Source organism: Lacihabitans lacunae (assembly GCF_042649125.1).
GTDB classification, from domain to species: domain Bacteria; phylum Bacteroidota; class Bacteroidia; order Cytophagales; family Spirosomataceae; genus Leadbetterella; species Leadbetterella lacunae.
Genome location: NZ_JBHRYQ010000001.1, coordinates 91,918 through 118,740, shown reverse-complemented (window position 1 = coordinate 118,740; position 26,823 = coordinate 91,918). Strand labels below are relative to the sequence as shown.

16 protein-coding genes are annotated in these 26,823 nt (G+C 36.6%); 10 read left to right on the top strand and 6 right to left on the bottom strand.

Translation table 11 applies throughout. The annotated features are described in order from the left end of the window. Position 1 precedes the first annotated feature (1 nt). Positions 2–1,375, bottom strand: coding sequence for an oxygen-independent coproporphyrinogen III oxidase (hemN, locus tag ACFOOI_RS00395; RefSeq protein ID WP_379833661.1), 1,374 nt, complete (start codon positions 1,373–1,375; stop codon positions 2–4). A 178-nt stretch (positions 1,376–1,553) separates the two neighbouring features. On the opposite strand from hemN, the gene aroQ reads away from it, so the two are divergent. Beyond that, entirely contained in the window at positions 1,554–1,970 is a 417-nt protein-coding gene (aroQ, locus tag ACFOOI_RS00390; RefSeq protein ID WP_379833658.1) for a type II 3-dehydroquinate dehydratase, read from the top strand. Between the two features lie 47 nt (positions 1,971–2,017). On the opposite strand, the gene ACFOOI_RS00385 is transcribed toward aroQ, so the two are convergent. Continuing rightward, complete coding sequence (locus tag ACFOOI_RS00385; protein ID WP_379833655.1) at positions 2,018–3,460, bottom strand: thioredoxin-like domain-containing protein; 1,443 nt, start codon at positions 3,458–3,460, stop codon at positions 2,018–2,020. A 134-nt stretch (positions 3,461–3,594) separates the two neighbouring features. Here ACFOOI_RS00385 and ACFOOI_RS00380 point away from each other — a divergent pair, with 134 nt between their 5' ends. Beyond that, positions 3,595–4,293, top strand: coding sequence for a YdcF family protein (locus tag ACFOOI_RS00380; RefSeq protein WP_379833652.1), 699 nt, complete (start codon positions 3,595–3,597; stop codon positions 4,291–4,293). Between the two features lie 53 nt (positions 4,294–4,346). Here the strand turns inward: ACFOOI_RS00380 and pfkA are convergent, their stop codons facing one another. After that, complete coding sequence (pfkA, locus tag ACFOOI_RS00375; RefSeq protein WP_379833649.1) at positions 4,347–5,321, bottom strand: 6-phosphofructokinase; 975 nt, start codon at positions 5,319–5,321, stop codon at positions 4,347–4,349. A gap of 322 nt (positions 5,322–5,643) precedes the next feature. Here pfkA and ACFOOI_RS00370 point away from each other — a divergent pair, with 322 nt between their 5' ends. From ACFOOI_RS00370 to ACFOOI_RS00340, 7 genes are all read left to right on the top strand, one after another. Next, positions 5,644–8,322 carry a DNA gyrase/topoisomerase IV subunit A gene (locus ACFOOI_RS00370; RefSeq protein WP_379833646.1) on the top strand — a complete coding sequence of 893 codons (2,679 nt, stop codon included), beginning with the start codon at positions 5,644–5,646 and terminating at the stop codon, positions 8,320–8,322. 41 nt (positions 8,323–8,363) lie between these two features. Beyond that, entirely contained in the window at positions 8,364–9,566 is a 1,203-nt protein-coding gene (locus tag ACFOOI_RS00365) for a carboxypeptidase-like regulatory domain-containing protein (RefSeq protein ID WP_379833643.1), read from the top strand. A gap of 12 nt (positions 9,567–9,578) precedes the next feature. Further along, a complete protein-coding gene (locus ACFOOI_RS00360) occupies positions 9,579–10,316 on the top strand; it encodes a hypothetical protein (RefSeq protein WP_379833640.1) in 738 nt (245 codons plus the stop codon). Then, positions 10,313–11,410, top strand: coding sequence for an N-acetylglucosamine-6-phosphate deacetylase (gene nagA / locus ACFOOI_RS00355; protein ID WP_379833638.1), 1,098 nt, complete (start codon positions 10,313–10,315; stop codon positions 11,408–11,410). Before ACFOOI_RS00360 ends, nagA begins: the two co-directional genes overlap by 4 nt. Positions 11,411–11,522: 112 nt before the next feature. Further along, positions 11,523–11,771, top strand: a complete 249-nt coding sequence (locus ACFOOI_RS00350; RefSeq protein WP_379833635.1) for a hypothetical protein — start codon at positions 11,523–11,525, stop codon at positions 11,769–11,771. A gap of 136 nt (positions 11,772–11,907) precedes the next feature. After that, positions 11,908–17,703, top strand: coding sequence for a CotH kinase family protein (locus ACFOOI_RS00345; protein ID WP_379833632.1), 5,796 nt, complete (start codon positions 11,908–11,910; stop codon positions 17,701–17,703). Between the two features lie 156 nt (positions 17,704–17,859). Further along, complete coding sequence (locus ACFOOI_RS00340; protein ID WP_379833629.1) at positions 17,860–20,595, top strand: CotH kinase family protein; 2,736 nt, start codon at positions 17,860–17,862, stop codon at positions 20,593–20,595. A 2-nt stretch (positions 20,596–20,597) separates the two neighbouring features. Here ACFOOI_RS00340 and ACFOOI_RS00335 read toward each other — a convergent pair whose 3' ends face one another. Next, positions 20,598–22,346: a metallophosphoesterase gene (locus ACFOOI_RS00335; RefSeq protein ID WP_379833627.1), complete on the bottom strand. Its 1,749-nt coding sequence runs from the start codon at positions 22,344–22,346 to the stop codon at positions 20,598–20,600. A 206-nt stretch (positions 22,347–22,552) separates the two neighbouring features. Further along, on the bottom strand, positions 22,553–23,668 hold the full coding sequence (gene ald, locus ACFOOI_RS00330; protein ID WP_379833624.1) for an alanine dehydrogenase: 1,116 nt from the start codon (positions 23,666–23,668) through the stop codon (positions 22,553–22,555). Positions 23,669–23,906: 238 nt separating this feature from the next. Between ald and ACFOOI_RS00325 the strand changes: the two genes are divergently transcribed. Next, complete coding sequence (locus ACFOOI_RS00325; protein WP_379833621.1) at positions 23,907–24,383, top strand: Lrp/AsnC family transcriptional regulator; 477 nt, start codon at positions 23,907–23,909, stop codon at positions 24,381–24,383. Here the strand turns inward: ACFOOI_RS00325 and ACFOOI_RS00320 are convergent. Continuing rightward, a complete protein-coding gene (locus tag ACFOOI_RS00320; protein WP_379833618.1) occupies positions 24,380–26,809 on the bottom strand; it encodes a zinc-dependent metalloprotease in 2,430 nt (809 codons plus the stop codon). The two genes, ACFOOI_RS00325 and ACFOOI_RS00320, sit on opposite strands and share 4 nt — an antisense overlap. Positions 26,810–26,823 lie beyond the last annotated feature (14 nt).

Below are 26,823 nucleotides of genomic sequence, written 5' to 3'. Positions count from 1 at the left end.
ATCAAATTGTCTGGGAAAACAACCTTCCTTTTGAAGCCCCTTCTTCTAATAAATATTGATCAAAAGCCATACAAATATTTCTCAAAAATGGCCTACCTGTTTCCAAAACTTGTAAACCGTTTACATCAAAAGTTAAAAGACCATCATCTTGAAAATCTTGCAGTTTAGAAAAAAGTTTTTCTTGGTCCACATTCAAAATTTCTTTAAGCGACCAAGTGGTTTCCATATTGCACATGATATTCAAAATCTGTTTACGGATAAACAAATCCTTTTCTGACAATATGTGTCCTTTTTCTATGGGTAGTTCACCAGAAAAAATCGCATTTTTATACGCTTCCACATCTTTGATATTTTGACCAAATGCACCCCAAACGTCACTAATAGACGACGCCCCCAAACCTATCATGGCCTTGGTGCTTTGGGTAGTGTAGCCCATAAAATTACGATGCAGGGTTTTGTTTTGCTTGGCTTCAAAGAGCTCGTCATTGGGCAAAGCAAAGTGATCCATACCTACTTCTTCATATCCACCTAACTGAAACAGTTCTAAGCCACGCTCATATAAAGCTCTTTTTTCGTTTCCTGAAGGTAAATCATTCTCGTCGAACCCTCGCTGACCGGTTCCTTTTATCCAAGGCACGTGTGCGTACGAGTAGAAAGCGATACGCTCCGGTTTTAATTCCAATGTTTTTTGAATCGTATTTTCTATCGAATTAATAGTCTGAAAAGGCAAACCAAAAACCAAATCGTGACTGAGAGATGTATATCCTATCTTTCGGGCCGCTTCAGTTACATAAGCTACGTTTTCGAACGGCTGAATACGGTGAATGGCTTTCTGAACCACCGGATCATAGTCTTGCACCCCAAAACTTACACGCCTGAAACCTAAGTCATACAAAGTTTGTAAATGCTCTTCTGAGGTATTATTTGGGTGACCTTCGAAGCTAAAAGCAGGTTCAGCATCTACAATTGCGTTTTTTTGAATATGCTCAATCAAGCGACCTAGGTTTTTTGCCGAAAAAAAACTTGGTGTGCCACCGCCCAAGTGAATCTCTTTTAGTCTTGGCAAAAAACCTAAAAGTGACACATACATGTCCCATTCTAATATCAAAGCGTCTATATAAGACTCCTCAACCAAATGATTTTTAGTGATTCTTTTGTGACACGCACAAAAAGTACATAAACTCTCACAATATGGCAAATGAATATACACACTGACACCGTCTGCGGCTATCCAAGAGTTTTCTTTAACAGCAATTGAAGTTTTCCATCTGTCGGCACTAAAGTCAAGCAAGTTCCAATGCGGCACAGTAGGATAACTGGTGTATCGCGGTCCCGGCGTATTGTATTTGGCTATTAAAGTGGCAGTTTCTCTCATGTTTATATTCCAATCTTTTATTTCAAATGCAAAACTATACCTCCACAAAAGGCATAAATATGAGCATAGTCAGGATTTAAAATGACTTAAATTGAAAACCGCTCACGCTTTTAAACACGCATTTCCTATTTTTTTTATACTTTTGAAAACTTAATACAATCTATTTAAACAAAAGAAAATGCAGTTATTAATAATAAATGGGCCTAATCTTAATCTGCTGGGAAAAAGAGAGCCTGAAATATACGGTTCGCAGAGTTTTGAGGAATATTTCGAACTATTAAAAGGCAAGTTCCTAGAAGTAGAGCTTAGTTATTTTCAATCAAATTTTGAAGGAGCACTTATTGATAAAATACACGAAGTAGGTTTTTCTTATGATGGCATAATCATCAATGCAGGTGGCTTAACCCACACTTCGGTATCGCTAGCGGATGCTCTTGGTGGCGTTACCACCCCGGCGGTAGAGGTTCATATATCTAATATACATGCACGCGAAGAGTTCAGAAAGCATTCGTTTTTGACTCCAAAGTGTAAAGGGATGATTTGCGGCCTCGGACTAAAAGGCTACGAACTTGCAGTTCAGTGGTTTTTAAAATAAAAAAAGGAGCGACCTCTCGCTCCTTCCATAAATTTCTTCATTATTATTTACTTCCCAACAGCTGCTTTTTTAGCCTCTTCTTTTTTCTCATGGAATTCGATAAACTTATTAAACTCATCAATCGGAATTCTTTTACCTAAAATCCTTTTGTTACTATCTAAGATATAAGACGTAGGTGTAGAATATATATCGAAGTTATTACGGAAATAATATTTCCCTTTAGAATCCCAAAGGTTTATCATATTACCGGTTTTATACTTCTTAATAAACTTCTTTATTTTGTCAATTTCATAGTCAATCGCCACATTTACTACCTCTATGCCTTTGCTTTTGTTTTCGTCGTAATACTTAACTAGCTCAGGTGCATGGTCTTGGCAGTGGCCACAATCAGGGCTATAAAAATACACAATGGTGTACTTGGCTTTTATGTCTTTAAGGTTTTTCTCAAATCCAAGCGTGTCTGAAAGAATCAAGGTAGGCATCACAAAACCTGTTTGAATTGGCTTCAAAATAGTAACACGCTCCTTAAATTTAGCTCGCTGTGTGCTATCTAACCAATCTGCATCTTTTAAGTAATAATTTTCAGCCAAATGAACGAATACGCCGTCTAGCCCTACTATTTCAATGTTTTCGTATTTAGAGGTAATTAACCAAAGTACATATTTATAGGTTTCTTTATTTTTCTTTACTTGAGACAAAACTCTATCAGCATCAACAATAACTGAGTCCGAAACCTGATATACCAAGTCTTTGAAATATTTCTCTACTTTAGACTGAATAAATGGCGTACGAATAAAACGCTCGTCATTGAAATCTAAATTTTCAAAAAACTTCTTTTTGTATAAATTAAATAAATACGTAGAATCTTTTTTTCCGTTTGGCAATGTTGGAGCTTCTTTTGGTAGCTCCGGTTCCATATTTGCCTTAATGATTTTACCAGCAAACATATTTTTGTTTACATCTGTGGTGTTTTTCATATACGCCTCCACTTCTTGCTGCAAACCGCCTAGTTTGGCTCTGCTTTTTTCTTTTTCGGCAGCATCAGTACTTGTTTTAAGTATTTTCTGCAACTCCATGGCTTCTTGGCTCTTGTCGTTCAAAAACTTACGATATGAGAACAAAACATCGTTTTCTTTACTACCCGTAAACTTCACAGTGCCTACAAAGTCTGAGGTATCAGCTTCTATAGTTATATTATTCTCGGTGCCACTTACCACAAAATCGTAGTATTTGTTGGCATTTAACACAATCAGATAAATACCGCCTTTTAGTGGCTCGGTACCTTTAAAGTTAAATACGCCATTTTCAGATTTCGCAGAATCGACCTTTATATACTGATTATAACCAAAATAATGGGCCAAATGTATGTATTTGTCAGAATCTACTCCTTTTAGTTTTATTTTGTAATCGTAACCTTTAGTGGGAGTTTGTGCGAAAACCTTAAAACTTAAAATTGAAAAGAATAAAATTATTAGCTTAATGTTTTTCATAAACGGGTGTCTTTATTTTTGCAAATTTACGTGTTTTACAATCACTCTAAAATTATTAACTTTTTATTATGTTTTTTATTTTATCAAAGCTAGTCGCGTTTTTGCTCAAACCAGCCGGAATAATTCTAGTTTTCATGTCTTATCTAATATTTAATAAAAATCATACCAAAACCAAAAAAGTTAAATTCTTAACAGTTTCATTAACATATTTATTCTTTTGTCCGGCATTTAGCAATTACTTGATTTCGAAATGGGAACCTATACCTGATACAAATATTCCGAATGCTAAAATAGGAATTGTACTTACTGGAGGTATAATCAGGGAAGAGTTTTCGACCAAAAACCAGATTTACTTGGGTGACCACGCCGACAGAATCTATCAGGCATTGCGGTTATATAGAGCACATAAAATCTCGAAAATAATAATAAGTGGCGGCGATGCTGAAATTCAAATTGATGAAAATAAATTGCTAGAAAACGATGGTGCTCGAGACTTCCTGATAGAAAGTGGTGTAAAACCAGAAGACATTTATCAAGAAAAAAAATCTAGAAATACAAGAGAAAATGCACTTTACACCGCAGAATTATTAAAAAAAGAACACCTAGTCGGAGATTTGGCGTTGATAACTTCGGCCTTTCATATGCGACGAGCCACTGCGTGTTTTAATAAAGTTAATCTAAACACGACTCCCGTTTGTGCGGCTTTTTTGGGTAGAAAGAGTAAAACTGGCATTTTAGACTTTATTCCGAAATCACTTGCATTAAGAAACTTAGACTATGTGATAAATGAATGGATCGGAATAGCAAGTTATAAACTGATGGGGTACTTATAAAAAAAAGTCCCCTATTCAAGATGAATAAGGGACTTAGAATATTTCTTTTCAGATTAGATACTTAAAATGTGTACCATTCTTAGCAAGTCCTCGTGAATAGGCTTTTGTTTTTTGATGGTATCTATGAAAGGCGTAAACACAACTTCGTTGTTAATTATCCCCGCCATTACGTTTTTCTCACCTTTAATTAAACCTTCTACTGCGTTTAAGCCCATTCTTGACGCCAATATTCTGTCGTAGGCCGTTGGCGAACCACCTCTTTGAATGTGCCCAAGCGTAGTAACTCTGATATCTAACTTATCTCCTACTTGACTCTTAATTTTATCTGCTATTTCGGCGGCGTGTCCTTCTTCATCGCCTTCTGCTACTACTATAATAGACGAAGTCTTTTTACGCGTCCACCCTTCCTTTAGTGTTCCCACCACTTTTTTCAGAGGCGTACGGGTTTCTGGTACCATTACAATTTCGGCACCACCGCCTATTCCTGACTGAATCGCGATATAGCCTGAGTCTCTTCCCATCACCTCAATAAAGAATACACGGTCATGTGAATCTGCTGTATCTCTGATTTTGTCAATCGCTTCAAGCGAAGTATTTACGGCAGTATCAAAACCTATGGTATAGTCTGTTCCGTACAAATCATTATCGATAGTTCCTGGACAACCAACTGTTGGCAATTGATATTCGTTAAAAAATACCTCTGCACCCGTAAAAGTTCCGTTTCCTCCGATAGCTACTAAACCTTCAATGCCGTGAGCCATTAAGTTTTCGTACGCTTTTTTTCTTCCTTCAGGAGTCATAAACTCCTTACTTCTTGCAGATTTCAAAACTGTACCGCCTAGCTGAACAATGTTACTTACTGACTGTGAATTCATTGGAATAATATCCCCTGAGATCATGCCATTATATCCTCTTCTAATTCCGTATACTTCTAATCCATGATAGATGGCACCTCTAACTACAGCTCTGATACAAGCGTTCATTCCTGGAGCATCGCCACCTGATGTAAAAACCGCTATTTTTTTCATCTAAAAATTTGTTTCGTATTTTGTCTTCAGGCAAAAATAAGGAGTTTTTATCAATAACTAAAAACTAAATTTTATTTCGGATACGATTGCAATTCAAGTATCTTATATTGATAATTTGATTACTACAAAATATTATTAAAATATTACCATTAATAACGTCTTCCAGGTACTCACACACATTTGCCCTTTTTTATGATTTTTCGATTTTTTAAAAAATCTTATAAACCTACTTAATATTCAGAGAAATTGACAATATTAGAAAGAAAAAGAATCATTTTTTTTATATTTGCATAGCATGTAAATAGAAATTTGAATCTAACCTATGAGTGAGGATAAAGGCAATTACGACCCTACCCAACAAAACGAAGTAATCGATGACATGTTTGAGAAATATTTTCTTGAATATGCATCTTATGTAATATTAGAAAGAGCTGTTCCAGCTGGAGAAGATGGACTAAAACCCGTACAAAGAAGACTTCTACACGCCCTTAAAGAAATGGACGATGGTAGATTTAACAAAGTAGCCAACGTGATTGGCTCTACTATGCAGTATCACCCACACGGAGATACCTCTATTGGAGACGCGATAGTTAATATTGGCCAAAAAGAACTTTTGCTCGATATTCAAGGTAACTGGGGAGACATTAGGACAGGCGACCCCTCAGCGGCACCTAGGTACATTGAGGTGAGGCTATCTAAGTTTGCCCTTGAGGTTCTATTTAACGAAGATACCACCGACTGGCAAATGTCATATGATGGGCGTAAACGTGAACCCGTTACGCTTCCTGCTAAGTTTCCTCTGGTGCTAGAGCTTGGAGTTGAAGGTATTGCGGTGGGCCTTTCGACTAAAATATTGCCTCATAATTTTATAGAACTTTGTGAAGCTTCTATCAAATACCTCAAAAAACAAGAATTTGTACTTTATCCCGATTTCTTAACGGGCGGTTTTATCGATGTGTCGCATTACAATGACGGTGCTCGTGGTGGAAAAGTAAAAATGCGAGCGAAAATATCGGAGCTTGATAAAAAAACACTTAAGATTTCTGAAATACCGTTTTCTACTACTACCGGTAGTATTATAGAATCTATCATTAAGGCTAATGATAGTGGAAAAATAAAAATCAAGAAAGTTGAGGATAATACAGCACGCGACGTGGAGATTTTGATCCACCTTGCTCCAAACACCTCTCCTGACATTACAATAGATGCCCTATATGCATTTACAAACTGTGAAGTTTCGGCTTCGCCAAATGCAGTAGTAATTATTGACCAAAAGCCGCACTTTCTGAGTGTTTCTGAAATTTTAAAATCTTCGACCGACCAAACGGTACATTTACTTAAGCGAGAACTTGAGATTCGTAAGTCGGAATTGATGGAGAAGCTACTTTACAGCTCTCTTGAAAAGATTTTTATCGAAAACAGAATTTATAGAGATATAGAGGAATGTGAAACCTTCGAAGCCGTACTAGAAACTATTGATAAGGGTTTAGAGCCTTTCAAAAAAGATTTCTATAGAGTTATTACCCGAGAGGATATTTTGAGATTGACAGATATCAAAATCAAAAGAATCTCTAAGTACGATAGTTTTAAGGCCGAAGAACTGATGAAAAGGCAAGAGGAAGAACTACTACAAGTAGAAGACAACCTCGCCAACATTATCAGATACACGGTAGATTTCTTCCAAGACCTTATCAAAAAATATGGGAAAGGAAGAGAAAGAAGAACCGAAATATTGCAATTTGGTGAAGTGCAGGCCTCAGTTGTAGCAGCAAATAACCAAAAACTATATGTAGACAAAGAGGGCGGTTTTATTGGCTATGGTCTCAAAAAAGACGAATATGTGATGGATTGCTCAGACATTGACGACATAATAGTTTTCAAAGCTGACGGTAAATATTCAGTGGTAAAAATTCAAGAGAAGGTCTTTGTGGGCAAGGGCATAATTCATACTTCGGTATTTAGAAAAAATGACGAGCGTATGATTTATAACGTCATATATCTGGATGGAACCTCAGGCAGAACCTTCGGAAAACGCTTTGCGGTTACGGGCGTAACACGCGACAAAGAATATGATGTAACCAAAGGGTCTAGCCGATCTAAAGTATTGTATTTTTCTGCCAATGAAAACGGAGAAGCCGAAATAGTAACCATAAACCTTACGGCAAGTTCAAATGCCAAAAAGAAAATATTCGACTTCAACTTTGCTGATCTATTGATTAAAAATAAGTCTGCAATGGGAAATTTGGTTACCAAATATTCGGTACGAAAAATCGTAATGAAGTCAGCTGGAGTTAGTACACTCGGTGGCGTAGACATTTGGTATACACCTATGATTGGCCGACTAAACAAAGACGAGCACGGACAGTATCTAGGTAATTTTGGGCCAAACGACAAAGTATTGGTAATTTATAAAAATGGTGAGTACGAGCTTACTAATTTTGAGCTTACCAACCACTATGAGCCACGCCAAGTACATACCATAGCCAAATACAATGAAAAAGGCGTGATTTCGTGTATATATTACGACGGTGATCAAAGAAACTACCATATTAAGCGATTTATAATAGAGACTAGTACTTTAGATAAGAAGTTTTTGTTCTTGACCGATCATAACCGCACTGAGTTATTGATGGCCTCGTATGATGCCAAACCGAGAATTGAAATCAAATACAAAAAAACTAGGAAGTCAGAACAAGAAACTGAGCTTTTTAAAGTTGAAGAGTTAATTGAGGTGAAAGGATGGAAAGCATTGGGAAATAAGCTTAACTATGAAAAAATAGTTGACATTAAAATGCTAGAACCTGAAATACCCGAAGAAACAGAAGATGAAGAAGTAGTAGACCAAGTTTTGGAAGACCAAAGCGACGACAATGAAGAAGATGATGACTCAGCGTCAGAAGCAACAGAAGTGTCAGAAAACGAGGAAAAAGAGGAGCCAAAAGCAACTAAAAAACCGAAAGACGACGATCACGATTCTGAAGGTCAGCTAGGACTTTTTTAAAATAGTCTCACTTAAAACTTCATCTTATAACTAAAAATAAAATGCGAAGCCTTTGTGCTGTCTTATGTTTGTTGGTATTAAGTGTAGCAGCATCTGCTCAAGGTGGTTATGCTGTATCTAAAGGGAAAATAATGGACCTCGAGACAGAGGAACCCTTAACTTCTGCCTTTATTGGTATTCCGTCAACGGGCTTTGGAACATCTCCAAATATAGATGGAGCCTTTATTTTTCAGTTTCCGAATATTAATATTGACTCCGAGGTGGTGGTAACCTGCCTCGGATACGAAACCAAGCGTTTTTTAGCTAGAAATCTCAACGCAGACAATAATCTAATTCAACTCAAAAAAGTCCCACTTTTCAATGCATCTTATGGACTTTCAGACGTGAGAATAATGCTTTTAGCAGCTATAGATTCTATTCCAAAAAACTACCCAGATAAGCCCGTATACCAAAATGGTTTTTATCAAGAGCAAATCCTTTTGCCGCAGGTAGGTGCCATAAAAGTAAATGAGGCGGTGGTGCGTGTGGAGCGTTTTCCTGATGAAAAAGAGAAATTCGAAAAGGTGAAGCTTTTGCGAGGACGAAGAATAGAATGGACTGGCCAAACATCTAAAACTGAAGGCTGGGGTTTTCAAAATGGTACTCAAATAGTATGTAAGTCTTTGGAGACCATAGTTCCTGAGTTTTTGCAGAAAAAACAAATGAAGAGCTACGATTTTAGAATAGACTCTCTAATGACCGTATACGACGGAATGCCGCTTTTTATTATTCACTTTTGGCCAATAAACAAACGAGTAAAGGGAGCCAAAGAAGGCAATATATATTTAGAACCCGAGTCAAAATCTATTGTGAGAATAGAGTATGCTCTGACCAAAGATGGTATAAAAGACTTGATTGACATAAATGCCGGACCAATTAAAATTAGCGGAAATGAGGTGCATGCATATACGCAGTATCAGCTCTTTCAAAACAAATGGCGACTGCAAGAGTCTAAAATTGTTTTCAATGTAAACTTTGAAGACAAACTCGATAAAAAATTTAAAATAACCTCCGAAATATTGATGCGTTACGTGGCATTCGAGAACCTTCCGCTAATCAAATCAAGTATATATGAGGAAGAAATCTTAAAATCTACCAATAATTTTAGTGCAAGCAAATCACTAAATCCTGATTTTTGGTCTCCTTACAACTATCTGATAAGTACAAAAGAAGCACAAAAGCTCGCTAAAAACCTTTCAAAATAATCCAAAATTATAATGAGCAATAGATTTATATACTTTTTCTTAAGCACTACCATTTTGGTGAGTATATATATTTTTATGACCCCCAATCTTTTAAGTCCATCAAACATCACCGAATTTGTACTTAACTGCTCGCTTTACATATATGATTACTTACTCTTAGGCATTTATATTTTAACAAAAAAGAACCTCGGTTTTCCTAAAAAAAGAATCGCTTATGCTGTTGGTTATTTTATCTTAGCCAGTTATTCTTATATCGAAACTTATGTAACGCTAAATGATTCAGATATAAATATTCCCCTCATTTATTTCGGAATCCATATCGGTGTCAGAACCTTATTTTTATCGGTATTTTGCTGTATCGAACCTTTTAAAACTGCCTTTAAAAACATAAATAACTATATAATCATTTTAGCATTTGCGTTACTATTTATTGGCAATCAATACTTTATTATAGACCAAATAGAATTTAAACTCGGCGTACTTTTTGAATTTATATTATATATGATAGAGGCACTACTAATTATTTATGCCATTAACATAAAACCTTTAAAATCAGACACCAAAATTATCTTTATTGTTGCCGCACTATTTATATTTCTAAGTGATTTTTTAATCAGTCAAAATATCATTTTTGATTATGATATGTTTGCTATTGACTATAATAGGGTAATAAATACCTTGGGCGAGCTTGGTGTAGTCTATAGTTTTTTAGAATTATTAAGAAAAAATAAAAGCTTGGTAAAAAAATGAAAGTTTCAGCAAAAAAAAGCTTTTCAAATGGTGTGATTTTAAATAATCAAGAAATAGAAATTGCTGACAACAAAATCATTTCAATAAAAGAAATAAGCCAACATAGCACTTTTGATTTTGAATGTGTATCGCCAGGGCTAGTTGACCTACATATAAATGGTGGCGAAGAGTTTCACTTCACCAACAAACCCACAGAGGAAACTATTCATGATATAGAAACGGCAGCATTAAAAAACGGAGTTACCCATACGCTCCCGACCCTAATTACGTCCTCTTTTGAAAATATAAATACAGGAATATCCGCAATAAAATCTTATTTAAAGCAAAATACAAATTCTGGCGTATTGGGCATGCACCTCGAAGGGCCATTCCTTAATCCTGTAAAAAGAGGAGCCCATTTGGAAAAATACCTACAAAAACCTTCTTTAAACAACCTTCAGAATATATTAAAAGCGGCCGAAGATTATATAAAAATAATTACAATCGATCCTGAGTTGTTTAACGATGAGTGTTTAGAATTGCTACTGAACTCCAATATTCAAATTTCTGCGGGGCATTCAAATGCTACTTTTGAAGAAGCCGATCGGGCATTTAAAAAAGGAATAAAACTGGTAACGCATTTATTTAATGCGATGTCTGCTTTTGGACATCGTGAACCAGGGTTAGTTGGGGCTACATTTTTAAACCCACAGGTTTTTGCTCCTATAATTTTAGATGGTGTGCATGTAAGTTACAATTCGGCTAAAGTGGCATTGAATGAAAAAAGAGAGGGGTTGTTTTTAATATCAGATGCACTGTTTCAAAACTACAAAAAGAAGGAATTTAAATGGGAGGAATTTGATGCAGTTTTAAAGGATAACGCCTATACAAACAGTGAAGGAAACCTCGCCGGGGCAGCAATCTCTATGAAAGACGCGGTTAAGAATGCCATAAAGTTTTTAAATATCCCCTTAGAGCTAGCCTTAAAAATGAGCACCTCTACTCCTGCTTCATTGATAAAATCTAACAGGAAATTTGGAAAAATAGAGCTTGGCTACGAGGCAAAGCTAATCTCATTTGAAGGAGTATTTGAAAAAGTAAATGTCATTATTTAATTTTCAGAAGAAATTGAAATTACAATATTTATTTAAAATATAATCAATTCAAAATAGTAAATAAATTCAGAAATTACAGTACTTATTTTTTTATATAGAAAATTCGATATTTATGAATTATAATGAAAAAATCTACAAGGGACTTGTATTTGCAAAAGAAGGAAAATGGCATGAAGCCCACGAAATAGCACAATCTAAAGAAGGTCATCCTGACTTTGACAGGCTCCATGCTTTAATACACCGAATAGAAGGCGATGCCTTCAATGCACGATATTGGTATAATATTTGTAAATTGAAAGTACCAAGCGTCACTGTTGACCAAGAAATATCTGATTTAATGCAGATTTACGGCCCGGAATAACCGAAAAATAAAAATCCAGGCTGATTTAATACTCTTCTTGAATCAGTTATCAAGCGGCTCTTTACATTTGTGCTTTTCACCTATAAATTCTAATAATCATATTATTTACATATGATGTTCGGTTTTAATTTATTGCATGAAAACAAAGAGATTCATATTAATTATAATTGTCTTATGTTACTATTCAGTAGTACATGGTCAGCTGTATATTAATGAATTACAGGCTTCAAATAGCAAAACCTTTAAAGACGAAAAAGGAAACTACTCCGATTGGGTAGAACTCTACAATGCCGGAAATCAGACCGTGGATATCACCGGATATTATGTCAGTGATGACCCCGAAAATCTAAATAAATTTCAATTAAAAGCAGGAAGTCAAAGCTTAAAAATATCACCCAAAGGGTTTCTGGTTCTGTGGTGTAGTAATGCACCTACTGTCAATAACACCCACCTTCCTTTTGCTCTTTCTGCCATAAAAGAATCCTTCCTATTGGTTTCACCTGATGGAAAAACTATCATAAATAAAATCGATTTTGAAAATCAACGACAAGACGTAGCCTATGGCAGACAACCCGACGGCTCTCAAAATTTAAAGTATTTTACTAAAGCTACGCCTAAAACCACCAACAACGTGAACGAGGCATACCTAGGCTTTACTCCTGCTCCAATTTTTTCTCAAAAAGGCGGCTTCTATACTACTGCATTTGATTTAAAAATATCTGCAGAAACAACAGACATTAAAGTTTATGTAAGCACCGATGGCTCTGAACCAAGCCTTGCCAACCTTACAACCCAAACGTATTCTTACAAAAACAAATATATTCAAAATCAGGGCGACAGTGAAGGGCCTCTTCTGACTCGGATATACAAGTCGCTCACAAACGCTGAGCCCATCAAGGTATTAGATAAAACCAATACCGCAAACAGCCTAAGTTTAATCTCAAGTACTTGGGACAACGCACCCACTTATTTTCCAAAAGTAAACATAGCAAAAGCCACAGTGGTGCGTGCGGTGGCCGTTAAGCCCGGATATTTGCCCAGTGACATTGTTACGCAGAGTTATTTTATAAATCACAATGGGTCTAGTTCAACTGACTTTCCGGTTATATCGGTAACTATTCCAGAAAAAAACCTTTTTGATTACAACTCGGGTTTTTATACCGCAGGCAAAAGTTTTGACGATTATAGAAAAGTAAACCCAAATTTAAAATCTGACTTTTGTACGCCAGGGAACTTCTCAAACGAAGGAGACGAATGGGAAATGCCAGGAAATTTTGAATTATTCGACCAAAAAAAACAAGTTTTAAATCAGAGTTTAAGTTTCAAAATTCACGGAGCATGTTCGCGTTCTTTGCCTTATAAATCACTTCGGGTTTATGGAAATAACTACTTTGACAACTATGCATTTTTTAATGATTCACCTGAGCTAGTATCACGCAATATTATACTTAGAAACTCAGGAAATGATTACAACGGCACACTTTTCAGAGATAGCTTTATTCATACTTTGGTTCAAAACTTCCAATTTGGAATTCAACGCTCAAAAGCTTCTGTGGTATATCTAAATGGAGAATATTGGGGAATTCATAATATCAGAGAAAGGCTAGACAAATACTATTTAAACACACATTATGGCGTAAAAACAGACCAAATAGACTTAAGAAAAATAGTTTGGACCGGACCTGACGAAATTGAATATGGCGATGGCGTTCACTACGATGAGATGATGTCTTTTTTGAAGGCCAATAACTTAACGACCACCCCAAACTATGAAAAAGCAAAGACTTATTTTGACATAGACAATCTGATTGATTATCAAATTGCGGAGATTTTTGTTGGGAATATTGATTGGCCACAAAACAATGTGCGTCTTTGGAGAAACCGAACCGAAACCTATTCGCCTTTTGCCGCTTATGGACAAGACGGTAGATGGCGGTATCTATTTTATGATGCCGAAAAAAGTTTAGGAATGGTGGTAGATGCCAATTTTACCAACCTACAACAAGCCTTAACCAAAGAAGAGAATTTCATTTTCAGGAAATTCTTAGAAAATGAAAGTTTCAAAAACCTTTTTATCGCCAGATTTTCGGACAAACTAAACACAACTTTTAAGACTGAAAACTCACTTAAATTACTGCAGACATTTAGAAATCTTTACGACTCTGAAATTACGAAGCATAACGAACGTTGGAACACACTGGGAAGTAAAACAAACTGGATAAGCCAATGCAACGTAGTACAGAAATATCTTTCAGAAAGGCCCGAAGCGATGCGTCAGCAGCTTCAACAAACTTTTGGATTAGAGACTACTTTTACTTTAAAAATTGCTACCAATGACTTAAAAATGGGCGTGGCCAGCGTGAATCAAATGCTGATTTCGCCTGAGACAGATGGAGTAGTACTCAATGCAAATTTAGAATGGGAAGGAAAATATTATAAAAACAAACCCATAACAATAACGGCAGAAGAAAAACCAGGTTTCAGGTTTCTGAGGTGGGAGCACGACGGAGCCATTTCTACCGAAAAAACCATAGTGGTTATTTCGAATAAAAACACAAGTTATAAAGCCTTTTTTGAGCAAACTAACTTACCCGACATTTCAAATATACCGCCTGCCTCATTGGCTGATTGTGGATATTTTTTTGAAGAATGGGCTGCCATAAATTCTAAAGGAAGCAATCCTCCGAATTCAAAGTTTGTGTTTTTAGACAAACGCGACCCAGACAAATCTGCAGGCATAGCTGGTTTTACAGACGGACTCTTTGACTATGACACTAGAAGTAGAATAATGGGTGAAGGCCAAAATGGCGTAACATTTATCAATACTTCGGGACCAAACGAGCACACGGGCTATCCATATGGACAATTAGGAGGCTTCGTGATGGCAGCCAACACCGAAGGACTTGACTCGCTAAATGTATCATGGACATGCAAAACAAGCATAGTTGGCACCCGAAAATATGCAATTTCGCTGTTTTATAGAGTGGGCGAAAACGGTTCATTTAAAGAAATAGAAAACAGCACCTACCAAGGTTCTAACACAGAAAATGACTCAAAAACATTTACCGCGATTAGAGTTCCAGACGATGCCCTCAAAAAACCATACGTACAGTTTTTTTGGAAATATTATTACACCGGCTCAGGTAAATCAGGTGCAAGAGACGCTCTCACTTTAGACGACATTAATTTTAAAACTAAAGTGGCACCTCAAGTCGGATTATATGGTGCGACCCAAGCAGAAGGCTTTTCTAGCATTGACTCCTATAAAAAAACAGCATTGACTGAAAGTCAAACCGACCATATAAAAGTTCAAAATATCACATATTCCATAGCAGCCGATTATTCAAAAAACCGACCTAAAACTCCAACCCTTGAAGCAGAAAAATTAATTATTTGCGGTACCGAAAAAATTAAAATAAATGCACTTGGTTGTATAAACGGAACGGTATTTTGGTCAAACGGAGCAACAGGAAAAACACTACAGGTGGCCGAGGGGAAATATTCTGCGTATTGCAGTTCCACTTGCGGCGTGTCTGACGTATCTGCCGAAGTAGAAATAAAACGATCACAACGTGCCACACCTCCACTGATCTCATCAGATAAAGAAATATTATGTTTGGGCGAAACCGTAAGCTTATCAGTAAGTGAATGTGCCGGAAAAACAATCTGGTCAAATGGCCTGGAAGGTGCATTACTTTTGGTAAAACCTACTTCAAATGTTAGCTATACAGCATCTTGCTATGCAAATCAGTGTTTAAGTGAAGTTTCAAACAAAATAGATCTCAAACTCGGATTGCCACCTACTCCTAAAATTAAAACAAGCAGCTCGACTATATGCTTGGGTCAAAGTGCTCAATTAACCGCCGAAGGCTGCACGGGTTTAGTAGAATGGTCAAATGGATTTAAAGGGGAAGTTTTGAAAGTAACTCCAACCGCAAAAAGTGTCACCAAATATAAAGCAAAATGTAAATCAAAAGATGGCGATTGTGTCAGCAATTGGTCTGCCGAAACGAGTATTGAAGCCTTCGAAAATCCTACTTCGCCAGATAACCTTGTAGAAATAGCAAATGTATGTGGCTACAGTACGGTAAATCTTACAGATGCCTTACTAAATACAAAAGAGACCGATCTTTATACATTTCATGAAATAAACGACCCGAATTCACCCATATACCCAAATTCGAAATTGGCAAAAGCCGGAACATATTATATTTTTAATAGAAATAACAGCGGTTGTATTTCTAATTCTTCCAAATTAAAAGCAATAAGTAATCCGTGTACGGATGAAATCAAATTGCCCGCCAATAGCGATTATACAGATATAAAAATTTCAATTTCTTCAGATAAAAATATAGCTCAAAAAAATGAACCCATCCAGCTTAAAATAAGCATTGAAAACATAGGTAAAAATTCGGCAAAGAATATAATTGTAGGTGTGCCAATCTTAGCTAATTACGAAATTCAGACCACAGGCTCTGAAGGGAAATATGAAAACGGATATTGGGTGTTTAAAATAGAAGAGCTAAAAACTAGTGCTAGTATAGAGAAAACCATCAATTTGATACTTAATGCAAAAGCAGAAACCAAAATTTCCGCTAACTTGATTTCATTAGATCAAATAGACGAAAACAAAGAAAATAACTCAGCGTTTTGGGTATTAAACAGTAAAACTGAAGTTCGAGCAGTGGGCTTAAATATGAGGGCAGAAGAAACTCAGAAAATCTCAAATGGGATTTATGCTGCTGTACTCAAAATAGACATAAATAACATTACTGAAAATAGTATAAATCCGATAGATATTAAGCTCGACTTAGCCAAAACTTTTGGAAATGGAGCCTCTTTGGTGGAAAACTCCTTAACTGTTACAGCAGATAAGTCTCTATACGTAAATCCAACTTATGAAGGCAAAACAAAAAGAATAAGTCTCTTAATTGATAGCCTTAGCACTATTTCGGCACGTTCAAAAAACAGTATTTCTCTTAGTTTTAAAGTTAACTTAAGCAAAGCTACCACTCCAAATTTTTATGCAAACGCATGGGCAGAGCAAGCAAACAGCACTTTGGATATCTCCACTGACGGAAATAACCATGATCCAGACCAAGATGGAGACCCCACAAATAACCAAGCTCCTACCCTCATAAAGTTTGATTTGGGACCTGCTTATTCCGCCATAGCTTGTTCCCAATTAATAGTGGATTCTGTAAAAATCACGAACGACCAATCGGAGTACACCCTATTGGTTTTGATCAAAAACTTAGGAAATACAGTTCTGAAAAATATTCATATTTCTCAAAATCTAAGATCAACTTTTGGGCCAAATTCCAATTTTAAAATTCTCGGAACGCCCAGTGTCAGCACAAGTGGTAACTTGAAAGCGAGTACCGATTTTGATGGATATTTACATACAAATTTACTCGACAGTACTTACACCAACACCTTAGAAGTTGGGCAACTCGACAGTGTATTTTTTAGTTTCCGAATTGCTAGCGATAAAAACAGTGGCCCATTTTTTAATAACAGCCTCATAAAAGCTCAAACACCAACTTCTACTTGGGTTTCTGACACTTCTAATTCTGGAAAATTCATAATTCCTTTACTATCAGACCCAACTGTTTTTATGTTTAGTGTAGAACCGTTTAACCAAATACAAATCAGAGATGGGTTTTCACCGAATGCAGATGGTAAAAACGACAACTTTGAAATCTTAATTCCCAAAGGATTGGTATTAGAATACTTAGAAATATTTGATCGCTTTGGTCAAAAAATCAAAGGCTTTTCAGAAACAGATATTTTAGACAATAAAATACTTTGGGACGGTAGCAGTCAAAACTTAACAGGTACTGAGATTCTAAACTCAGGCACTTATTTTTATAGTTACAAAACCAAAACTGACCCCAATAACTACGTCGGATTTTTCACGGTTTTAAAATAAAACATTCGCTTTTCTTTCCTTTTATAAGAAAATAAAACTTATTTTTGGGCTCGAGTTTACCCCTATAGATCGAAAAATTATGCCTGCCTTTTGAAAAAAGGTTTTTTAAAGTTAGTCCCAATTTTAAAAAAAAACGTAATTACATCTAAAACTCATATGAAAAAAGCCCTACTTATTATATCCCTGCTATTTTTAGCGGAGCGTGTATTTAGTCAAGTTTGCATAAACGAGATCCTGGCATCTAACAATACCTCACTACCAGATGCCACCGGTGAAACCTACGACTGGATAGAACTCTACAATGAATCTGATGAAAGCATTGACCTAGCAGGATATCAAATCGGGGAATCAAAAAACTCAAAATATAGCCTTTCGCTCACATCCAAAAATTTAAATATTCCTGCAAAAGGATACTTAATATTATTTGCCAGTGGTGAACCTAACAAAGGTGATAAACATTTGGGATTCAAATTAAACAAAAGCGGCCAACGCCTATATTTATTTGATTCGAATGGCAAAAAAATAGACCGAATTACTTACAAATCTCAAAAAACAAACTATTCAAGCGGCAGAGAAACAGATGGCAGCAGAAAATGGAGGTATTTTGAATTTCCAACTCCAAACATTACCAACAACGAAGCTACTGCATACAAAGGCTTTACTCGAACTCCATATTTTACAAAAAGTGGCGGTTATCACAAAAACTCACTCACGCTTAAAATAAAGAAACGCTCTCTTTTTACTGAAATATATTATACCACTGACGCTTCTACACCAAGTCCAAATAACTTAGAAGGCAAAAAATACACTTATAAAAATAGTTATAGAGAAAAAAGCTCAGACCCTGCTAATGCACCTTTACTAACTGACCAAATAGACACGTACACCTACAGCAAAAAACTGAAATTAGAAGACGCTAGTTTAAACCCTAACCGAACGAGTCTAAAGTCATCCACATATCACCGATCACCAAACTATTTTCCAAACTACGCAATAGACAAAACTAATACAATAAGAGCAATAGCAGTAAAGAAAAACAGATTACCCAGTGAACCTATAAGCAGTAGCTTCTTTATAAATTCTAGCGGAGATAAACCGTATACCTTCCCTGTGCTTTCTTTAATGATTGACGAAAATGAGCTCTTCGATTACAAAAAAGGAATCTATACTGCCGGGCAAATATTTGACACTTTTAGAACCTATAATCTGGACCCAATAGGCCTCTGCACCGAAGGAAACTACAACCTAAGGGGCAGTTTAAACGAAAAAATAGGCAACATAGAATACATAAAGAAAAACCAAGCGTCTGTAAATTTCAAAATCAGGGCTCGAATACACGGTGCGTGTACACGAGCATTTGCATACAAATCTTTCAGGATTTATGAGGACGAAAACTTCCAAGGGTATGACTTTTTTAATGAAGGAAATGGCTTGAGACAAAATAGTATTTTGATAAGAAATAGCGGAAATGACTATAACAAAACATTGTTTAAAGACGCCTACATTCACACTTTGGTAAAAGACCTAAATATACCAACACAAAAATCGCAACCGAGCGTACTCTTTCTCAATGGCGAATATTGGGGAATCCACAATATCAGAGAACGCGTAGACAATGAGTACATCTCGAAAAAGTACAATGTTTCGGATAATAACTTAGACCTAATTAAAGTAGTTTTTTATGGCCCAGAAGAGGTTGAACAAGGAGACAAAACGGCCTATCAAAATTTAATTACTTTTTTCAAAACCAGTGATTTAAGAAATGAAGGAAACTTTGAGAAAGCAAAAGAATTAATCGACATTGATAATTTTATAGATTTCCAAATCGCACACATTTATGTGGGTAACATAGACTGGCCACAAAACAATGTGAGACTTTGGAGGTATAAAACAGAAGTTAACTCAGAATCAAGCAAAAATGCAGATGGAAGATGGAGATGGTTATTTTTCGATGCCGAAAGGTCTTTAGGTGAAACCGTCAATGCAGAATTTGACAACCTAAATACAGCCAGATACCACCCTTCAAATATTATTTTTACCAGACTCTTAGACAATCCCACTTTTAAGGCAAAGTTTGTAGAAAGATTTAATTTCTTACTAACTACTACTTTTAAGGCAGAAAATGCCTTATTGTTATTTGATAAATTTCAAAATCAATACGCTCCAGAAATAGACGCTCACACCAAAAGATGGAAAGTTATTGCTGATAAAAAAGCGTGGGAAGCAAACTGCGATTACGTAAGAGACTATTTAAAAACTAGACCCGCGTTTGTAAAAAAACACTTATTGAACCTTTCGGGTGATGTATTATACGATTCTGTTTTAGTGAAAAATACAAACACCGAACTTGGCTCATATTTGGTTTCAATGGGAGCTTCAAAAACTAATTCTGCTACTATTAATACCACTAAAGAGCAGTTTAGTTTCCCACGAGATAATACTTTTTTGCTTGTTGCAAATCCTAAAAATGAGCAAACATTAAGCTATTGGAGTGTGGACGGGCAAAGATTTTATGAGAAAGAAATAGAAGTAAAATCAAACTCGAATATTGAGTTATATTGGGAAAATAGTACTGAATCAAATGTTACCAATTCGAATGAAGCTTTTGCGATAGCCAATCAGGAAAATCCGCAGTTTTTTATATCAGAAGGAATCTCGGCAAATGGCGATGGCCTCAATGAATTTGTAGTATTTAAACTTTTAGACCAAAGCATTGAGCTCGAAGAGATGCTATTTTTTGATAAATATGGCAGCCCAATTCCGTTTAAAACTCAAGAAGAAGATAAGCAATTGAAAGTTATATTCGAAAAGAATGTAAAGGGAATAGCCTATTATGTAATTTCAATTAAAAACGAAAAAAGCAAAATGCTAGGCTTTATTACCATTGAATAATTCTAATTATTTATGTTTTCGCAGCCACCTGTTTTAGCAGTAAAAACACTACCCGGAATAGTTTCAAAACCGGGTTTTAATTCCACACTTTTTTTTGAATCATAAATAATATCAGCAGGGCTTAAAATTTTAGAATCAGCAAAAATCTGATCCGAAGCTTTAAGCAGAATACTCGAATTTTCTTCTATTAGCTGACTAACGTTGACCACTTGTTTACATGGGTCTTGATTGGTTATTAGTAGAATATCTGAAAGGCAATTTTTAGTGTCTGAAATATGAAACTTCATGCCATTGACTGGTGTATTAATTAGCATCGAAGAACTCTTATCCGTCGTAAATCTCCAGTTTGTTGGGGCATTGTATGGAGACTTCAGCGTAAAACTTGATGCATTAACTGGCATTTTTAGAACATGCGTTTGGTTCATGTCTTTCATAATCGTAAACTTGTCTTTCACACCTCCGTCGTGGCCTATCATTTTTGCATCTAGCCTGTCGCCTTCTACCTCAATCAATAAACTTCCACTAAAGTCGGCTACCACATGGGGTAGTGCCTCATGTGGAAAACTCGCTTGTCCATACAAAACCGCCCCTGCTGAACCAGCCACAGCGTACACTGTTCCTTTAATAGACCCATCGCTTTTTTTAAGGTATGGGCACGAATTTGAGCTTCCATCATAAAACCCAGAAGATGAATTCACTACATGTGTCAGCGGATTAAATGTATTTTCAAGCCCCACATGCCCTTTTATTAACTTACTCCTTTCGTAGTTATGCGAATGCCCAGTCAAAACCAGGTCAACATTAAATCGCTCAATAATGGGAGTTAGTTTTTCTCTTATTGCGGTAAGATCAGGCTCTGTGTCTGAATTATGCGTACCCATGGTATAAGGCGGGTGATGCCAATATACAACTGTCCATTTCTGTGTATTAGCAGCTAAATCTTGTTTTAGCCATACTATTTGAGGACTTATGGTATCAGACATTACGTAGTTATTCGCTGTTTCTCTCCCGTAAGAATCGAGAGCTACAAAATGAACATTGCCAATATCATACGAATAATACTCTTTATGACCAGACGGAACTCCGCCCATTTCGGCATTAGCTACCGGTGAAAAAATATCATAATAAGGCACAAAATGATTAAACTTAGCATCTGCTGAAATATAATAATCATGATTGCCCGGCACAGGATAAATGGCGGTTTGTTTCATGATTGGGTCATTTTGATAGACATTAAAAAACTTTTCCTGATATTCTAAATCTAAACCTGAAGAATAGGCATTATCACCTAGAAGCAGCCACGCATCTACATATTGATTATTGTTATAATTTAAAAACGCGTTTTTAACTTGAAGTTGCTGAGGAGTACCCGTTCCGCAGTCACCAGTAGCCCAAATCCTAATCTTTTGTTCAGAGTTTTTAGCCTGGCTGGTCATAAAAAAATTATTTAAGCCGCCTTCTATTAATGTTGCTCCATTATAAATCGCATAATAGTATTTTGAATTTGCAGCCAAGCCACTTATGCTCGCAGTGTGCATGTATCGAGAGCCGCCAATCACTACTTCGTTTGTCAAAGCGTTTTGAGCTAAACCGTATTTCACTTTAGTTTCGCACCCTACATTTGTTGAATATCGTACTTGTATACTATTTTGAGTTCTGACCTGGAGGTATGGGCCACGCGAAATGGCTTGAGCAAATAATAGCCCCCTAAATACAAGGGTAACCATTATGACTAAATTAAATTTCTTCATTTTGGGGAGGAAAGCTTCTATCTTTCTTAAATTCTTATGGTTAAGGATAATCCTTTTGTATTTAAACGTACAAAAAAATTAATAGAATATTAAAAATACAGAAATTCTTTCTACTTAAAATTAGCGACTGGCTACAAAAAAAAATGAATTCCCGAAAATTCGAGAATTCATTCCAAAATAAAATATAACGTTTGGGGGGAAAATACTTAATTAAAGAAATCTTCGATTTTGCTCATAGGCAAATTCCAAGCATCTGCTACACCTTGGTACACAACTTTACCTGCTATTACATTTAATCCTCTTTTTAAAGCAGCGTTTTCAGCACATGCGTTTTTCCAGCCTTTGTTGGCTAGCTGTAACACGTAGGGCAAGGTTGCGTTTGTAAGAGCTAATGTAGAGGTATATGGAACCGCACCTGGCATATTGGCTACACAGTAGTGAACCACATCGTCAATTATAAAAATTGGATCTTCGTGGGTAGTTGGTTTACAGGTTTCTATACATCCGCCTTGATCCACCGCTACGTCTACAACTACAGTACCGGGTCTCATTAATTTCAACATGTCACGCGTAATCAAATTAGGGGCTTTGGCACCTGGAATCAATACTGCTCCAACAATTAGATCTGCTGTTTTAATGGCATTTTTGATGTTGTATTCGTTTGAAAGAATAGTAACTACGTTAGCGGGCATTATGTCATTTAAGACTCTTAATCTAGGAAGACTTATGTCCATGATTACTACTTTGGCACCTAAACCTGCGGCCATTTTAGCGGCTTGAGTACCTACTATACCACCACCTAACACAAGCACTTTGCCAGGAGGTACTCCGGGCACTCCACCTAACAATACACCTTTTCCTTTGAGTGGTTTTTCTAAATACTTCGCTCCTTCTTGAATCGCCATTCTACCTGCCACTTCTGACATCGGAATAAGCAACGGAAGTGAGCGATCTGCAGATTCTACAGTTTCATAAGCCAAACAAATGGCTTCGCTTTTTAACATTGCGTGAGTTAAAGGCTCCGAAGAAGCAAAGTGAAAATAAGTGAAGACAAGCTGTCCTTTTCTTATTAAACCATACTCCTCAGCGATAGGCTCTTTAACTTTTACTATCATCTCTGCCGATGCGTAAATTTCTTCAATAGTAGGAAGGATTTTTGCACCAGCAGAAACGAATTCGTCGTCAGTAAACCCAGAGTTTTCTCCAGCTCCTTTTTGTATTAAAACAACATGGTTGTTTTTAACTAGCTCAACTACTCCCGCGGGCGTAATTGCCACACGATTCTCGTTGTTTTTTATTTCAATTGGTACTCCGACGATCATTTTTTATTTGTTGATAATTTGTATTGCGACTTTCCGATTAGAATTTTTTATAATTCGCAGCACAAAAATATATATTAAAGAATATTTTTTTATGTTTGCTATAAATAAAAGAAAAAACATATCATATTAATAGATTTACCCCTAATATTTTCTTTTATTAAAGTATTTTAATTCCATTTTACAGTAAATTTTTCTGTTAAGAAATTATCAAGATTTTTAACCTAAGACTAGAGAAAACATGAGTAGCATTGCAAAAATAAAAATAGACGAAATAGACCGTAAAATATTAAGGCTTCTACAAGAAAATAGCCGGTGGACTTATAAAGAAATCGCTCAAAAAATAAACCTCTCGCTTACGCCTGTTCATGACAGAATCAAACGTTTGGAAAATGAAGGAATCATCGAGAAATATGTGGGAATTTTAAACAAAAAAAAATTGGGAATAGACCTTACGGTGTATTCCCAAGTTACGTTATTGAAGCAAACCAAAGAAGTCTCCGGTAAGTTTGACAGTGAAATCAGAAACCTCCCAGAAGTACTGGAGTGCCATTTTGTTTCGGGCAGTTTTGACTACTTGTTAAAAATCGCCGTTTCAGACATGGATGCCTATCATCAGTTTCACCAACTAAAGCTTTCGGCTATAGAGGGAGTTTCTTTGATAAACTCATTTTTTGTGATGTCGGAAGTGAAAAGTACCACCGAAATCAAAATTTAGTTTTTACAGTCCGAACCTAACCAATCAAAGTCTTGGTCGATTGGCTGACCGTCTGGGGCCACCAAAACCTCTATACTTTGAACTAGGCTCGGGTTGTCTTCATATCTCTTTAGGTCTGCCAAAACCAAGTCTCCATAGCCTCCTAAAGTAACCGAGTTTTTCTGAATATAAAGTTTTATACTTTTCAATTCTGCAGCCAGATTGGCTTTTACCTCAACTGCCGTGCCCTCGTTGTAATACAATTGAAGCATTTTTTTAAGGTAAACATCGGCCACAACTCTGTTTATTTGACCTAAATAGTTGTTTCTGGCATTCAGCTCGGTTTTAATAATTTTTTGAGAAAGAACTTGTAGTACCTCTGAAAATGCAGGCAGATTTTTATCGTAAATCTGTTGGGTACTCATACGAGCCGCACGTTCGCTATTCAATATTAAACTAAGTGTAAGCTCGGCACTAACTTCCGCTGGCGAAAGCACATCGAGTGCCATTCCCGTTTTTCTTTTGAAAGTCTCTCTTTGATTCGCTGGGTATCTAAACGGCCGCGGCGGAATCATATCTAACAATTGCTTCGGCAAAGCCAAGTATTCAGGAGTAAGGGTTTTCAATAGTGTAGTCAAAGCTTTTCGTTGCTGCTCACCTGTTACAGGTTCAAAAACCACGGCTTTGTCTCCATTTATTGCATTTGAATAAAATGCCCCTCCGAGGCTTTTAGACGAAGCCTGAATTTGGAATCTTGGGAACATATACATGGGCACCAAAACTTCTTCAAGTGTAGCCAATGGCATACCTGAAGGAAGTTTTTTTAGGTCAAAATTCTTTAAAACCGTTCCTCGCAACTCAATTAGGCGGTCAAGTTCCATAGAAGCATCCGCACCGTTGTCCCACAGGTGGGTTTGAGGATGCACCGAGCCTTCAGGGCGAGCATCTTGATCGGTAAGAAACTGCAAGTTTTTCTTAAACATTGTCTGCACGATCTGCTCCAACTGCATTTTCACATCTGTTCCTTTAGGAAAATCCTGATAGCCCCAAATAATCGAAGATTTATCGTATTCTCCAATACCCATGGCATAAGCCTCCGAAAGGTTCACTTTACCGTTTTCTAAAAACACCAAAGGATGCGGATAATCCATCACTGAAGCACGCCCTTGTATACTCGAAATATAATTATGAGGCAAACCTAATGTATGGCCTATTTCGTGAGCTGCAAGTTGTTTTAATCTATCAAATGCTAGTTTGTTTAATTTCGAATCGTCTGTTTGGCTATAATCACCAGCTAAACCTTGTGCAAGCAAATAGTCTTGTCTCACTCTTAACGAACCCAAAGTAACTTTCCCTTTCAATATTTCTCCAGTACGTGGATCAATTATCGAAGCCCCATAAGACCACCCTCTTGTGCTTCTGTGCACCCACTGCACCAAATTGTACCTTACGTCCATTGGGTCCGCATCTGCTGGCAACATTTTTACCTGAAAGGCGTCTTTGTAGCCCGCCGCTTCAAAAGCTTGATTCCACCACGTGGCTCCTTCAAAAAGTGCCGAGCGGATTGGCTCAGGAATTCCTGGATCAAGATAATAAACAATAGGCTCAACGGCTTCGCTCAAAACTGCATTTGGATCTTTTTTGTGTAAACGGTGCCTAGAAGTAAACTTCTTAACAATCGGCTCATTAATAGGAGACGAATAATCGTAAAATTCTATGCCGCCATAACCTATTCTAGGGTCATATTCGCGGGGTTCGTAGCCAGCCAAGTCGGGCAGCTTAACAAACGAATGATGCTGATGCATGCTCACAAAACCCGAGGTTGGGGTTACCGAACGAAGGTATGCACCCGCTTTTGAACCCGACAGGGTGATTATAGTTTCTAATTCCGAATTTTCAGGAAAAGACTTGCACATTTCAGGAAAAACGGCAGATCTCGAAGCGTCATAACTGTAGGTACCTTGCTTAGTTTGAGCGATGGCTCCTGCGGCATCTACTGCATCACGCAATAAAAAAGGAGTAAAGTCTATGAAAATCCTTCCATCAGTAGCCTTTAAAACATCAAACCCATGATGAATAGATTTGGCAAAAGATTCGTCTACCGCTTTTCGTTCTACTGGGTCGGTAGATATAGCTCTAAAATAATAGTTAGGTTCTACCAACATTATTTTATTTCCATACTTCTCAAATTTAAGAATATGCTCTTCTCCCAGCCTTCCACGGTCTAGGCCGATATCATTAGAACCCACTCCTTGTGCCAAACTTGGGTAATACAAAAACTCCTCTCCAAGGTTTTTGACTTCTAAATACACTTTCCCTTTTGACTCTTGGTAGTAGAAATCAAAAAATCCCGAAAGTTTTTTGGAATCTTTTAGCATGGCATCCACCTCTTGTCCAAAAACCGATTGAACTCCGAGGAAGAAAATAAAAATTAACGTTTTTTTCATAGTTTGATTGATTG